Annotated in this window: 10 protein-coding genes and 1 tRNA gene; 6 read left to right on the top strand and 5 right to left on the bottom strand. The window is 64.6% G+C overall.

Going from position 1 to position 14,510, the window contains the following annotated elements; all coding sequences use genetic code 11:
• Positions 1-101 precede the first annotated feature (101 nt).
• Positions 102-1,472: a dipeptidase gene (locus CSQ87_RS05855; protein ID WP_100512944.1), complete on the bottom strand. Its 1,371-nt coding sequence runs from the start codon at positions 1,470-1,472 to the stop codon at positions 102-104.
• 75 nt (positions 1,473-1,547) lie between these two features.
• Between CSQ87_RS05855 and CSQ87_RS05850 the strand changes: the two genes are divergently transcribed.
• The 4 genes from CSQ87_RS05850 (at position 1,548) to glnA (ending at position 6,400) form a co-directional block, all read left to right on the top strand.
• Positions 1,548-2,159, top strand: a complete 612-nt coding sequence (locus CSQ87_RS05850) for a DUF3043 domain-containing protein (RefSeq protein ID WP_100512943.1) — start codon at positions 1,548-1,550, stop codon at positions 2,157-2,159.
• Between the two features lie 170 nt (positions 2,160-2,329).
• On the top strand, positions 2,330-3,796 hold the full coding sequence (gene lpdA / locus CSQ87_RS05845) for a dihydrolipoyl dehydrogenase (protein ID WP_100512942.1): 1,467 nt from the start codon (positions 2,330-2,332) through the stop codon (positions 3,794-3,796).
• Between the two features lie 198 nt (positions 3,797-3,994).
• Positions 3,995-4,714, top strand: a complete 720-nt coding sequence (locus CSQ87_RS05840; protein WP_100512941.1) for a DUF4191 domain-containing protein — start codon at positions 3,995-3,997, stop codon at positions 4,712-4,714.
• Positions 4,715-4,951: 237 nt separating this feature from the next.
• Positions 4,952-6,400, top strand: a complete 1,449-nt coding sequence (gene glnA, locus CSQ87_RS05835; RefSeq protein ID WP_279324843.1) for a type I glutamate--ammonia ligase — start codon at positions 4,952-4,954, stop codon at positions 6,398-6,400.
• A 204-nt stretch (positions 6,401-6,604) separates the two neighbouring features.
• Here glnA and CSQ87_RS10780 read toward each other — a convergent pair whose 3' ends face one another.
• Positions 6,605-6,859: a hypothetical protein gene (locus CSQ87_RS10780; RefSeq protein WP_133122354.1), complete on the bottom strand. Its 255-nt coding sequence runs from the start codon at positions 6,857-6,859 to the stop codon at positions 6,605-6,607.
• A gap of 220 nt (positions 6,860-7,079) precedes the next feature.
• Here CSQ87_RS10780 and CSQ87_RS11130 point away from each other — a divergent pair, with 220 nt between their 5' ends.
• Together CSQ87_RS11130 and CSQ87_RS05825 are read left to right on the top strand one after the other, a co-directional pair.
• On the top strand, positions 7,080-8,816 hold the full coding sequence (locus CSQ87_RS11130) for an ATP-binding cassette domain-containing protein (RefSeq protein ID WP_165776758.1): 1,737 nt from the start codon (positions 7,080-7,082) through the stop codon (positions 8,814-8,816).
• Positions 8,817-9,041: 225 nt separating this feature from the next.
• Positions 9,042-9,114: transfer RNA gene (locus CSQ87_RS05825), tRNA-Asn, on the top strand.
• Positions 9,115-9,231: 117 nt separating this feature from the next.
• On the opposite strand, the gene CSQ87_RS05820 is transcribed toward CSQ87_RS05825, so the two are convergent.
• From CSQ87_RS05820 to CSQ87_RS05810, 3 genes are all read right to left on the bottom strand, one after another.
• A complete protein-coding gene (locus tag CSQ87_RS05820) occupies positions 9,232-10,302 on the bottom strand; it encodes a LysR family transcriptional regulator (RefSeq protein WP_100512939.1) in 1,071 nt (356 codons plus the stop codon).
• Between the two features lie 110 nt (positions 10,303-10,412).
• A complete protein-coding gene (locus CSQ87_RS05815; RefSeq protein ID WP_100512938.1) occupies positions 10,413-11,966 on the bottom strand; it encodes an NAD-dependent malic enzyme in 1,554 nt (517 codons plus the stop codon).
• A 393-nt stretch (positions 11,967-12,359) separates the two neighbouring features.
• Positions 12,360-14,174 carry an alpha-amylase family protein gene (locus tag CSQ87_RS05810; RefSeq protein ID WP_100512937.1) on the bottom strand — a complete coding sequence of 605 codons (1,815 nt, stop codon included), beginning with the start codon at positions 14,172-14,174 and terminating at the stop codon, positions 12,360-12,362.
• Positions 14,175-14,510 lie beyond the last annotated feature (336 nt).

The raw sequence follows: 14,510 nt of genomic DNA, 5'->3' as shown, positions 1-14,510 counted from the left end.
TGGAAAATCACAAGACCCCCGTGTCACCAGCGATGATACACGAGGGTCTGACTATGATTCATCCGCCACGGCGTTTCCGTCCCGGCGTCTCCGTCACGGGATCAGGCGGCGAGACTGCGCAGCAGCAGTGCCTCGGCGAGGATGTTCTTCTTCAGGCTCGCCAGATCGATCGACTCGTTGGGGCTGTGCGCGTTGGCCTTCGGATCCTCCGGACCGGTGACCAGCACCTGCGCGCCGGGGAAGAGCCGCTGCAGTTCGGGGATGAACGGGATGGATCCGCCTTCGCCCTTGTTGGCCGGCTCCACGCCGAATGCCGTCTCGAGTGCGGTCTCGGCGTCCTTGACCACCACGGAATCGGGATCCATGGCCCAGCCCTGACCGTTTTCGCCGGCCTCGACGGTGACTTCGGCACCGAACGGCGCATGGGCCTTCAGGAAGTCGGCGAGCGCCTGCTGCGCCTCGGCCGGCTTCTGGTTCGGCGAGGTGCGCATGGAGAGGCGGAACCGGGCGGCGTCGGCGATCACGTTGAATGAGCCGTCGACCGGGTGAGAGTCGAAGCCGATCACGGTGACGGACGGCTTGGTCCACAGGCGGGAGGCGAGCGAGTCGGTGCCGGCGAGACGGTAGCCGTCAACCACGGCGGCGTCGGCGCGCAGCGAGGCTTCGTCGAGGTCGCGCTGCAGTCCGCCGATCGGCTCCTCGGAGGCGACGCCGGGCACCACGAGGCTGCCGTTTTCGTCGTACATGGAGGCGATGAGCATGGCGGCGAGCGTGTTGGCGTCGAGGATCGGGCCGCCGAACTGGCCGGAGTGCACGGGGTGGCCGAGCACGCGCACGGTCACGTCCACGCAGGTGTTGCCGCGCAGGGAGGTGGTGAGCGAGGGGATTTCGGCGGACCAGTTGCCGGAGTCGGCCACGATGATCACGTCGGATTCGAATTCGTCCCTGTGGGCTTCGATGAACGGGATGAAGCTGGGAGAGCCCATCTCCTCCTCGCCCTCGATGAACACCTTGATGTTCACGCCGAGGTCGTCGCCCAGGGCGCGCAGGGCGCCGGAGTGGATGGCGATGCCGCCGCCGTCGTCGGCAGCGCCGCGTCCGTAGAGACGGCCGTCGTCCTTGGTGGTGGCGACGAACGGGTCGGTGTCCCATTCGGACGGGTCGGGAACGGGCTGCACGTCGTGGTGGGCGTAGAGGAGCACGGTGCGGGCGGCCGGGTCAACGATGCGCGAGCCGACGACCTCCCAGGCGCCGGGCGTGCCGTCGGGGTTCTCGGACTGCACCACGCGGGCGTCGACGCCTTCGGCCTTGAGCACGTCGGCCACGAATTCGGCGGAACGCTTCATGTGCTCGCCGGTGATGCCGTTGGCGGAGACGGACTTCAGGGCGATCTTGTCTTCCAGCACCTTGACCACGCGCTGCCAGTCGGCTTCGACGCGCGAGCGCAGTTCGTCCACGGACGTATTCGTCATGTTCCCTCCTTGGGACCTCGGAATCCTAACTGTCTGAAACTTAAGAGAGTCTAGGCGTCACCGTAACCTGTTCGCATGACATGGAACCCGTTCAACCGTTCTGAGAAGAAGGAAGAGGAAGCCGGGCAGGCCGCTCAGCCGGCCGCCCCGAGCGACAAGAAGAACCGCCCCACCCCCAAGCGCAAGGACGCCCAGGCCGCGAATCTGCGCCCGCTGGTGCCCAAGGACCGCAAGGCGAGCAACAAGGTCGCCCGTCAGAAGATGCGTGCCAAGCAGGATGAGGAATACGCCGCGATGAAGTCCGGCGACCTGCAGCATATGCCGAAGTCCGAGCGTCTCGACTTCCGCGTGTACATCCGTGATTTCGTCGACGCCCGCTGGAATCTGGCCGAGTGGATGATGCCGTTCGTCATCGTGATGCTGTTCGTTTCGATGTTCATCACCTCCGCGTACCCGCAGTTCAACCTGCCGATCATGATCGTGATGTACGCCTACTTCATCCTGTCGATCATCGACACGTTCGTGATGTGGCGCAAGCTGAAGAAGCAGCTGATCGCCAAGTTCGGCGAGAAGTCGGTGGCCAAGGGCATGCGTTCCGGCTGGTATGCCGTCAGCCGTGCGATGCAGATGCGTCGCTGGCGCATTCCCCGTCCGCGCGCGCCGAAGCGCGGCGACTGGCCGGACTGACGGTCCGACAGTCTGCGGGGATCGTCCGGCCGGGGCCGTTGCGCCTTCGGGGAATCCCCCAATCAACGTAAGGAATCGTCCGCATACTGATAATCGGATCAGATATGCGGACGTTTTGTATGGTGCGGCCGATATGAGCCCGTCCCGATAGTCCCGATACAAGGAGTGATATGGAACACAAGGATTACGACTACGACGTCATCGTCGTCGGATCAGGCCCCGGCGGCTATTCCACGGCCTTGCGGGCCGCACAGCTCGGCCTTGCCGTGGCCGTGGTGGAGCGGGACGACCGGCCGGGCGGCACCTGCCTCAACCGCGGGTGCATCCCCACCAAGGCGCTGATCCACGCCGCACGCACCATGTATCACGAGCAGCGGGCCGACCGCTTCGGCATCATGATGAGCGTCGACGGCATCGACTTCGGCCGTCTGCGGGAATATAAGGACTCCACCGTCCGCACCATGACCGAGGGGCTTTCCGGACTGCTGCGCGCGCGCAAGGTCACGATGATCCACGGCGAGGCTGGTGTCACCGGAAGCGAACCCCGTCCCGACGGCCCGGCGCATGTCGTGACCGTCCGCGATCCCGATGGCGCCGATCGTTCGTTCACCGCCCGCCATGTCGTGATCGCCACCGGCTCCCGGCCCCGTCCGCTGCCCGGCATCGCGTTCTCCCAGTCGGTCATCGACTCGGACGCCGCCCTCAAGCTCAACGAATTCCCGCAAAGCGTGGTCGTCATCGGTTCCGGCGCCGTGGCCCTGGAGTTCGCCTCCCTGTGGGCCGCCGCCGGCAGTCAGGTGACGCTGCTGGCCCGCAAGTCCAGCGTGCTGTCGGCGTGGAACCGTCGCATCGGCTCCACGCTGACCCGCGAACTCAAGCGGTTCGGCGTCAACGTCGTCACGCGATCCTCGGTGACCGGCATCGACACCGGGGTCAATCTGGGCGCCACCGTCCACTACCGGCATGGCGACGGCGACAAGACCACGGAGGAGACGGTCGCCGCGCAGATCGTCCTGGTCGCGATCGGCCGCGATCCCAACACCGACGCGAACTGGTTCGACTCCGTCGGCATCGCCCGCGACGATCACCGCTACGTGACGACCGACGAACTGGGCCGTACCAGCGTGCCCGGCATCTGGGCAGTGGGCGACATCACCGGCGGATACGAGCTGGCCCACCGGGCGTTCGAACAGGGCGTCGTCGTGGCCGAGGCGATCGCCGGACTGCATCCGAAGCCCGTACTGGAACGCACGATCCCCCGCGTCGTGTTCTCCATGCCCGAGGCGGCCGCGGTTGGCCTGACCCGGGAGGAGGCCGAGGCCTGCGGCGACTACGAGGACGTGACGGAGACCATCTACCCGATGCTGGGCAACGCCCGCACGCTGATGGCCGCGGAGAACGGGTCGATCTGCCTGGTTTCCGCACGCCGACGCGGCGACGACTCCCCCCGGATCGTCGTGGGCGTGCACATGGTCGGCCCGGAGGTGTCGGAGATCGTCGCCGAGGCCGAGCAGATCGTCGGCAACGAGATCCCGCTGAGCGAGGCCGCCCGACTGATCCATCCGCATCCCACGTTCTCGGAGGCGCTGGGAGAAACCCTGCTCAAGGCCGACGGCCGGCCGCTGCACACCCGCTGACCGGCCGAGGCACGGTAGCCGATCGGGCCGCCTACTGCCCGCCGACCGCCCGGCAGCCAACCCGGTAATCAACTCGGCAACCAACCCGGTAATCGTTCGACGGCCTGTCGCGCTTGGCAGAAAGTCAAGTACACTATTCTCCAGCACCTTCGTTTCACGAGACACAACGAGACATAAGGACATTACGTAAAGGACATCATGGCAGAAGAAAAGAAGAAGCCGAAGAAGCAGAGCACGTTCAGCCAGATCAAGCAGATCTACCAGTTCACCGCCCAGGACGACAAGCAGCTGCCGTTCCTGATCGCGGGCGCCATCATCGTACCGATCATCGTGGGCGTGATCGTCTGCGCCGTCTTCAAGTTCGGCTGGCTCAACTGGATCCTGACCATGGTGCTGGCCGTGATGATCGGCCTGCTGCTGGGCACCACCGTCCTCACCCGCCGCGCCGACAAGGTCGGCTTCCGCCAGCTCGAAGGCAAGCCCGGCGCCACCGGCGCGATCCTGAACAACATCACCAAGGGCGGCTTCAGCTTCCCGCAGGAGCCGATCTGGGTGGACGCCAAGACCAAGGACGCGATCTGGCGCGGTTCGGGCCGCACCGGCATCTACCTCGTCGGCGAAGGCGACTACGGCCGCGTGATGAAGGCCATGAACCGCGAGGAGACCCGCATCCAGCGCATCACCCGCGGCTCCGACATCCCGATCCACCGCATCAGCGTGGGCGACGGTCCCAAGCAGGTGCCGCTGAACAAGCTGCAGAAGACGGTCGTTCGTCAGAAGGTCAAGCTCACCAAGTACGAGCTGGAGCAGCTCAACGACCGTCTGCAGACCCTGCAGGCCAAGTCCACCATGGGCATTCCGAAGGGCATGGACCCGAGCAAGATGAAGATCAGCCGTCGCGCGATGCGCGGCAAGTGATCGATCGCCTGATTGATCGGATTCGGCGTTCATTTCAGGCGCTCATCTCACATAGCGATACCACGGCTCCGCACTGTTCCCGGTGCGGAGCCGTTTTCGTTGCCGGTCCGCCGCCGTTTCCCGCCAGACACGACCGACTTCGCAATTACGAAACATTCTCGTAACCCAAACGACGACCACGCGAAACGCGCACTTTTAGACTGTTATCCGTAAGTTCTCACGAATAAAGGAGCGATCGTGGCAGAGAATAAGATTTTCGCCCACACGCCTGAAGAAGTCGAAGCGATGATCAACAAGGAAGGCGTCGAGTACGTCTCCGTCCGTTTCACCGACCTCATCGGCGTTCAGCAGCATTTCACCGTGCCCGCCAGCGAGTTCACCGACAACGCCTTCACCGACGGCATGCCGTTCGACGGTTCCTCCGTCCAGGGCTTCCAGGCCATCAACGAGTCCGATATGAAGCTGGTCCCGGACGTGACCACCGCCTACATCGACCCGTTCCGCAAGCACAAGACCCTGAACGTGGCGTTCTCCATCGTCGACCCGCTGACCGATGAGCCCTACTCCCGCGACCCCCGTCAGGTGGCCGCCAAGGCCGAGGCCTACCTGAAGTCCACCGGCATCGCCGACACCGCCTCCTTCGCTCCTGAGGCCGAGTTCTTCATCTTCGACAAGGTGCGCTTCGAGAACTCCATGCAGCGCTCCTTCTACGAGGTGGACTCCATCGAGGCTCCGTGGAACTCCGGCGTTGACACCGAGGACGACGGCACCCCGAACCTGGGCTTCAAGAACCGCGTCAAGCGCGGCTACTTCCCGGTTCCGCCGATCGACCACTACCAGGACCTGCGCGACGACATGGTCGCCAACCTGCAGAAGGTCGGCCTGCAGCTCGAGCGCTCCCACCACGAGGTCGGCGGCGCTGGCCAGCAGGAGATCAACTACCGCTTCAACACCCTGCAGCACGCCGGCGACGACCTGATGAAGTACAAGTACGTCGTTCACGAGACCGCCTTCCTCAACGGCAAGTCCGTGACCTTCATGCCGAAGCCGATCGCAGGCGACAACGGCACCGGCATGCACTGCCACCAGTCCCTGTGGAAGGACGGCAAGCCGCTGTTCTACGATGAGCAGGGCTACGGCGGTCTGTCCGACCTCGCTCGCTGGTACATCGGCGGTCTGATCAAGCACTCCTCCTCCGTGCTTGCCTTCACCAACCCGTCGCTGAACTCCTACCACCGTCTGGTTCCGGGCTTCGAGGCTCCTGTCAACCTCGTGTACTCCGCCCGTAACCGTTCGGCCGCCATCCGTATCCCGCTGGCCGGCACCTCCCCCGCTTCCAAGCGCATCGAGTTCCGCGCCCCGGATCCGTCCTGCAACCCGTTCCTGGCCTTCTCCGCCCAGCTGATGGCCGGCCTCGACGGCATCCTGAACCACATCGAGCCCCCGGAGCCGGTGGACAAGGACCTCTACGAGCTGCCTCCGGAAGAGCACGCCGGCATCAAGCAGGTGCCGAGCTCCTTGGCCGAGGCCATGGACGCCCTGGAAGAGGATCACGACTTCCTCTCCGCCGGCGACGTCTTCACCGAGGACCTCATCGAGACCTGGATCGACCTCAAGCGCGGTGAAATCGATCAGGCCCGTCTGGCCCCGACCCCGCTCGAGTACGAGCTCTACTACCACATCTGACGGATTGCCCTGAGCATCGTTGAAATTTCAACAATGCTGTTGATCAGGGTAGCCGCAAGATAGCCGATGGCCCGTTCATTCGCTCTGCCGAATGAACGGGCCATTTCGCTTGCCGTTATCGTCTGAACTAGTCCCGTGCCCGCTCAGGTATCGAGTTTTGTGGCTTTTTCTCCGAAGCCTCGTCGTCGGATCCATGAAAACTCGTCAGGTTCCAGCCTCGATATCCTCCAAACGCTCCATGGAAACCACAAAACCCATATGGTCATCGAAACGCTGATGTATGAGTGTTGTATGGGAAGGATTCGGGTGGTATGCTCGTTTCCGTTTGATCACCGGATTCCCGATATGCCAGGGAATCCGCACGAAGGAGTTTTCTCGAATTGATTTCCCGATAGACAGCGGACCATACAGCGTGTGACGGCCAACGATAGCCGTCATGCCCTCGTCATGTCGCGTCATGCTGGCTATCGTCTCCTCTGTGGCCTGTCGCCCCCCCCTTGCCGTTCCATCGCATCGGCGATCACGACTATTCACGCCCTGAAGGCAATGCCATCCACGGCATCATCGCCGGCATGACGTCATGCTCCGTATGATCCGCATACATCGTCGTATGTCATCAGCACCGTCGCGCGCTTTCAGCAGTCGCGTGCCTTCAGCGGAATCGCCAAGGAGAACCATCATGTCCATATCAACACTCACACTCACCCACATCACCTACACCCCGCCGGAAGCCGCGGAGCCGCTTTTCGAGGACGTCTCGGTGACGTTTCCACGCGGATGGACGGCCGTGCTCGGCGACAACGGCATCGGCAAGACCACGCTGCTGCGCATCGCCATGGGAACGCTGCGGCCGGACAGCGGATCGACGGCGCCCTCCCCCGCTACTCTGATCATCGGATACTGTCCACAGAACACCGATGAGCGACCGGACAATCTCGAGGATTTCGCCGCGGACTGGTCTCCGGAGACGATGCGGATCCGCCGCGATCTCGACATCGGCGACGACTGGCCATGGCGGTACGAGGAACTTTCCGGCGGCGAGGCCAAACGACTGCAGATCGCCTGCGCTCTGGCCACGCGTCCCGACGTCCTGATGCTTGACGAACCCACGAACCATGTGGATGAGGCCACGAACGGCCGCATCGTCGCCGCATTGCGGGATTTCACCGGCATCGGCATCGTCGTCTCGCATGACGTCGGTTTCATCGATGCGCTGGCCGAGCGATGCGTGTTCTTCGAACGGGATCACGTCCGTGGCCGCAACGTCACCGCGGTGAGGACCCGTCCGGGCAACTACCGTCAGGCCGCCGCTTCCGCCGAGCATGACCGGCGTTCATCGGATGCCGCGCTGCATCAGGCCCGTCACGAGGCGGCCCGGCTGGAGGCCGTGACGGCACGGCGCAGGCATGAGGCGGCGTTGGCGTCCACGCGAGCACATGCCGTAGGTGCCGCCATGAACCGGAAGGACCATGACGCCCGCAATCTGCTGAAATTGCATAAGTCGCTGAGCACCGACGGCAGCGCGGGAGCGGCGAGCGCACGCATTGCCGCCCAGCGGGACGCGGCGAAACGGCGTACGGCATCCATCGTGACCGCGGCGAAACGCTATGACGGCGACATCTGGATGGATGCCGAGGCCAGTCATCGCACGGAACTGATACACCTGGACGCCGGCGTGATCCGGTATGGCTCCGACTCCGTGGTCGCCGCCGGAGCCGCAAGCGGTATGGCAACCGACGCGGCAACCGGTATGACAACCGACGCGGCAACCGGCGTGGCAACCGGCCCGGCATCGGATTCCCCAGTGGATGCCGCAATGGATACTGCAGTGGATGCCGCAATGATGGGCTTGACGATCCCCGAGCTCAGTGTGGGCCCGCACGACCGCATCGGCCTCATAGGCGACAACGGCACGGGCAAATCGACGTTGTGCCGGATATTGCTGAGCCGACTCCGTGCCGCGCAACCGGCAATCCCGACGCTGTCGATCGCGCAGAACACCACGGACGCCAATGCACGGGAGGCCATGCGGGAGCTGGCTTCACTGTCCGCCGCGGATCGGTCCGCAGTGCTCAGCGCCTACGCCCAGCTCAACGCCGATCCCGACCGTCTGCTGGCCGGAGGCAGCCCCTCCCCCGGCGAACTGCGCAAGTTGCTGCTGTGTCTGGGTGCCAGACGTCATCCGCATCTCATCATGCTCGACGAGCCGACGAACCACCTGGATCTGCATTCGCGGCAGGCACTGGCCCGCGCACTGGCCGCGTTCCCCGGCACGGTGATCGTCGTTTCGCACGACCGCGCGTTCCTGCGCGATGCCGGCATCAGCACCTTCTGGCGCTGTGAGCCGAGGGCGGCGGTCATCGGCGACGATTCCGGCGGCTCCGGCAGCGGCTCCGGCACGATCCTGCGCCTATGACCCACATTCCTCCGCAATTACGGTGCCTTAGGGTCGTTGTTCAACGCGAAAACGACCCTAAGGCACCTCAAATTCCAGATTTCGGGGTTTTTGGACCGTAGGTACGCGGCAACGGCATTGCCAAACCCATGCGCATCGGCGCGACACGCGGAGGATTTGCGTCATGACGCCGCGTATGTATTATTTATGTCTTGTGCATGACGCAACGCCTGCACGGCAACGCATTCCTGCGTAGCTCAGTTGGCAGAGCATCCGACTGTTAATCGGACGGTCGCTGGTTCAAGCCCAGCCGCAGGAGCGAAGGAAGCCGGGATCCGTATGGGTTCCGGCTTTTTCAATATTCGCCTGCATGGCCGCATGTCTCCGCATCGCTTTCCACCACTCCACACACCCCACCGCCCTACCGCAATTCCACTCAGCCGCGTCGGGAGCCGACGAGATTGAGGAACGCCTGCATGGCCGCATGCGTCCGCACATCCTCGGATTCGACGACGTCGTCGAAGACGTAGACGTCGAAGGTCGGCAGGGTCGCGCCCCGCACGGGCATCACCGTGAAGCGCGGATCGCCTTCGACCGCCACGGAGGCCATGATCCCGACCGCGATCCCCGAGGCGATGATCGACTTCATCGTCTCCACGTCGGCCACCTCGATGATGCGGGTCGGATCGACGTGACTGCGCACGAACTCATTGGCCGCCTTGGAATGCACGAACTCGTCGGTGAGCGTGACGAACCGCAGTCCCGCCATCAGACGATCGTCGTTGAGATCGATCGCGTCGGCCCCCGCGAACGCCGACGCCGACGTCGACACCGACGCCGCACCACCCCCAAATGAAGCCGCACCGCTACCGACAGCCACAGCCGCCCCAGCAGCCATCGCCCCACCGGCGGCAGGCACGCCGTTCACCCGAGATCGCACGAATACGAACGGGAACGAGGCAATGCGGAAGGCCCGGGCATCGCCGAACGTGGGATTCCGGTCGACGGAGGCGACGGCCCCAAAATCCACCGCATGCCGTTCGATCCGATGACGCAGCGTCCCCGATCCGACCGACTGCACGGCCACGTCGCCGCCGAGCCGGCTGGAGAGCACGTCGGTCAGCGAGTCTATGGAGTCGCAGCCGAGCAGGTACGCCGCGATGATCGGCGGCAGACCGACGTGATACCGGGCAACATCCGAACCGACGCCACCGACGTCACCGACGCCGGCCGCGGCCAGATCCGCGGGGATGCTTTCGATCTCGGAGAGGATGGCGGCCGTATGCCGAACCAGCACAAGACCGGCGCGGGTGAGGCGGGCCTCTCCCCCGGCGCCGAACCGCCGACGCTCCACCAGCGTGGCCCCCAACCGCCGTTCGAGACGCTTCACCGCCTGCGAGACGGTGGGTTGCGTGACGCCGGCGGCAGCGGCCGCACCGGTGAAGCTGCCCAACTCCGCCACCAGCTGGAACAGTTCCAGATCACGGATGTTGTCGATGGATGCCATGCCCGCCTCGCTTGCGTCCGCCCGGAGTCAGGTGCCGGATGCCGATTGATTCTGTTACGGCCCAGTGTATCCCCGGTACCCCTCGGCATGGCGCACGCCGCCGGGTAAGGTCACGGCCTCCAGATGTTCGCCTCCACCGCCGCTTCGACGTCGGGCACCGGTTCGCGGTTCAACCCTTCGACCACGGCCTGCCGGGCCACGGCGACGGCGACGCGACGGGAGATCTCGGGCAGTTCGCTCACCGGCGGCAGCACGGCCGCACCGGGGTCGTCCGTATCGATCATGTCGGAGATCGCGTAGGCGGCGGCGAGCAGCATGCCGTCGCTGATGCGCCGGGCCTTGCCGACGATCGCACCGAAGCAGATGCCGGGATACATCAGCGCGTTATTGCCCTGACCGATGCGATGAGTCACGCCGTCGTACTCCACCGGCGCGGACGGCGTGCCGGTGATGACGAGCGCCCGGCCTTCGGACCAGCGGATCACGTCGGCGGCCTTGGCTTCGGCCAGTTCCGTGGGGTTCGAGATCGGGCAGATCAGCGGCCGGTCCGTATGCCTTGCCATGGCCCTGACCACCCGTTCGTCGAACGCCCCGGCCCGCGTGGATGTGCCGATCAGCACGGTCGGCCGGAACGCCTCCACGACGTCGGCCAGATCGGTCGGATCGTCGAGACCAGGGAATTCGCCGCGACGTCGGGCGTACCGGCGCTGTCCGTCGGTCAGTCCGTCCTGATCGTCATAGACCAGCCCGTACCGGTCCACCAGCGCCACGCGGGCGACGGCCTCGTCACGGCCCAGGCCTCCGCGGGCGATGAGATCGTCGACCAGCTGATCGGCGATGCCGACGCCGGCCGTTCCCGCGCCGAAGACCAGGATCCGCGTGTCGGCGGGAGACGTGCCGGCGATGCGTCGGGCGGAGACGAGGGCGGCCAATACGGTGACGCCGGTGCCCTGGATGTCGTCGTTCAGCGTGAGCAGATCATGGCGGTAGCGTTCCAGGATCGGCGCGGCGGTGGGCCTGCCGAAGTCCTCCCAGTGCAGTAGGGCGTGCGGATACAGGCCGAGGCAGTCGTGGACGAACGTGTCGATGAACCGGTCGTAGCGTTCGCCGCGCACGCGGGGGAAGCGATTGCCCACGTACCGCGGGTTGTCGAGGAGCTCCGTACGGTTCGTGCCGGCGTCGATCATCACCGGCAGGACGTGCGACGGATCGATGCCGGCGGCGGCCGTGTAGACTGCGAGCTTGCCGGTGAGGATCTCCGCGCCCTGAGCGCCCCAATCGCCGATGCCAAGGATGCCTTCGCCGTCGGTGGCGACGATCAGTTCGATCCGGCGATCCCCGGCGTACTTGCGCAGCGCGTCCTTGATGAGTTCGGGATGGTCGATGGAGACGTACGCCACATCGGACGAGGTGTAGTGCCGGTCGTATTCCATGATCGACCGGGCGACGGTGGGCGCGTAGACGATCGGCATGTATTCGGTCAGGTGGCGGGCCATGCCGCGGTAGAACAGATGCGGACCCTCCCGGCACACGCCCATGAGGTACAGGCGCTTCTCCAGATCGTCGTCGATGCCGAGGAACCGCTCGTACATCGCATGTTCCCGTTCGTCCGACGCCGCCACGATCTCCTCCGTCGGGTTTTCCGCTTCGTTCCGTGCCATCATGCCGTTCTCCTTCCGTGTTGCGAATGCTTCCGGATTGCGGTTCACACCATAGGATCGCGGCGAAGGCCCCTCAAATACGCGTCGCCTATATGGGGCGAATCGGACGGAACGGCATGGGACGGATAACATGGGCCAGACGGCATGGGCCCAGACGGCATGGGACGGATGGCATGGGGATCGACCGGTCATCGGACATGGCAATGCCACTGACATGACAATGACGCTGACATGACAATGCCGTCGGCACGGAGGGGAGGTCAATCTCCATGCCGACGGCACGATTTCATAACGTACGACCCCGAGAAGGGCCCGGGGGCAATCCGAGAACGGTCCGAAGACGCCGGATCACGTTCCCCGGCGGTCCCTCCGGATCACCGCGAGATCACCGCGGAATCATACCTCGATGATCCTCGGTTCGTACGGGGTCAGCTCGACGTCCTGCACGCCACCGCCGGGCAGCGGGACCCGGGCGCTCTGCGTGCCGGCGGAGAAGTTGAACAGTCCGATCAGCGTACGGCCTTCGGACTGACGCTCGACGGCGAGCACCGAGTCGTTGCCCACGCCAAGCGTGTCGACGTGCGCCTCGGGGGCGAAGCAGGGGTCGTCGCGCATCTCGCGCACCTGCTCCAGACCCTCCCACATCTCATACTGCAGGGTGCCGGGCTTGGTGCGCAGCTTGGCCTTCTCCCAGTCGAACTTGCTGCGGTGCAGGTTGCGGCTGTCCTCCACGCGGTCCGGATCCTCCTTGTAGTCCCAGCCGTTGAGCTGCACGATCTCGTCGCCGCAGCTGAGCATCGGGAATCCGCGCAGGAACGAGACCGCCCGGTGCATGAGCAGGTCACGGTTCATGGCCATGTCGAGCGCCGGCTTGTCATGGGTGATCAGGGCGCGCTCCACGCCGCACAGGCTGGCCGTGGTGCCGCAGCTGCGGGCGTCCTTGCTGGCCTCGTCGTAGTTGTACAGTTCGCCCATCGCCCAGCTGCCGGGCACGCAGCCCTCGTAGAAGTGGTACAGGAACTCCTTGTGCTTGAGCGGGTCGATGCCGAGACGCTCCTCCTCGGCCTCGTCGAGACCCCAGCCGATGTCGTCATGGCAGCGCAGGTAGTTGACGAACCAGCAGTTCTCGGGCAGGGCGTTCAGCGCGTCGATCTGCGCCTTGAGCAGACGCGTGTCGCCGTTGGCCAGCGCGCTCCACAGGTTCACCATGATCGAGACGTTGTACAGCATGTGGCATTCCGGCTTGTCGGGGGTGCCGAAGTAGGCGGCCAGCTCCTTGGGGGCCATCACCACCTCGCCCTTGAGCACCACGGCCGGGCAGACCGTTTCCAACACCATGCGCAGCATGCGCACGATGGTGTGCACCTGCGGCAGGTTGCGGCAGTTCGTGCCCAGTTCCTTCCAGATGTACGGCACGGCGTCGATGCGCAGCACCTCGACGCCGAGGTTCGCCAGATGCAGCACGCTGCGCATCATGGCGATGAACACCTTGGGGTTGCGGTAGTTGAGGTCCCACTGGAACGGGTAGAACGAGGTGAGCACCCACTTGTGCATCTCCTCGCTCCAGGTGAAGTTGCCGGGTGCGGTGTTGGGGAACACCTGCGGGACGACGGCATCGTACTGGTCGGGGATGGTGCGGTCGTCGTAGCAGCTGTAGTAGTCCTGGTATTCGGGGTCGCCCGCCTTGGCGGCCATGGCCCAGCGGTGGGTGGAGGCGGTGTGGTTCATCACGAAGTCGAGGCACAGGCTGATGCCGGCCTTGCGCAGCTTGGCGGTGAGCGCGGCGAGATCCTCGTTGGTGCCGAGGGACGGGTCCACGTTGTCGAAGTCCTCGATCGCGTAGCCGCCGTCGTTGTTCGGATGCGGCATCTGCAGCAGCGGCATGAGATGCAGGTAGGTGAGCTTCTGCTCCTGAAGGTACGGGATCTTCTCGGCGAGCTTCTTCAGGTCCCCGGCGAACAGGTCGGTGTACATCGTCATGCCGAACATGTTGCCGCGCTTGTACCATTCGGGATCGGCCTCGCGCCTGGCGTCGAGGTCCTTGAGATCGGCCGGTCGGGCGGTATACGCCTCGGCCATGGTCTTCTCCAGATCCTGCAGCGCCGCGGGATCGTCGTACAGTTCGTTGAACAGCCAGGCCAGTTCGTCGTGATGGTGGGCCAGACGCTTCTGGAACAGGGTGTCGGTGGTGGCGGATTCGTTGCTGGTCATGCGAAAACTCCTTTGTTTTTCGGCCATGTTCAGCTTATCGCACCCCATGGTGGGCGACAACCGATTGACACGCCAGACGGCACGGATTCGTTTCGATCCGGCAAGAACGGGCCGATCGGGAACGGGTGCCCCTCCCCGTCCGCGTCACCGTCACACACACGCCGAATTTTGCGATTCGACAATCTGTGTTATTGTAATTGCAACGATGTAACTAGTTACCCAACAGAGGCAACATCCCGCAACAGGTGGCGGGAGCCGCAGGCGGATCTGCCGCACGTCGTCTTCATGGGTAGCCGTTACGACATGAATCGGATCGACACGATCCCGCACTCGTTC

It is taken from the genome of Bifidobacterium simiarum (assembly GCF_002802905.1).
GTDB lineage: Bacteria > Actinomycetota > Actinomycetes > Actinomycetales > Bifidobacteriaceae > Galliscardovia > Galliscardovia simiarum.
The sequence above is the reverse complement of the archived record's forward strand: the minus strand, read 5'-3'. Positions and strand labels throughout refer to the sequence as shown.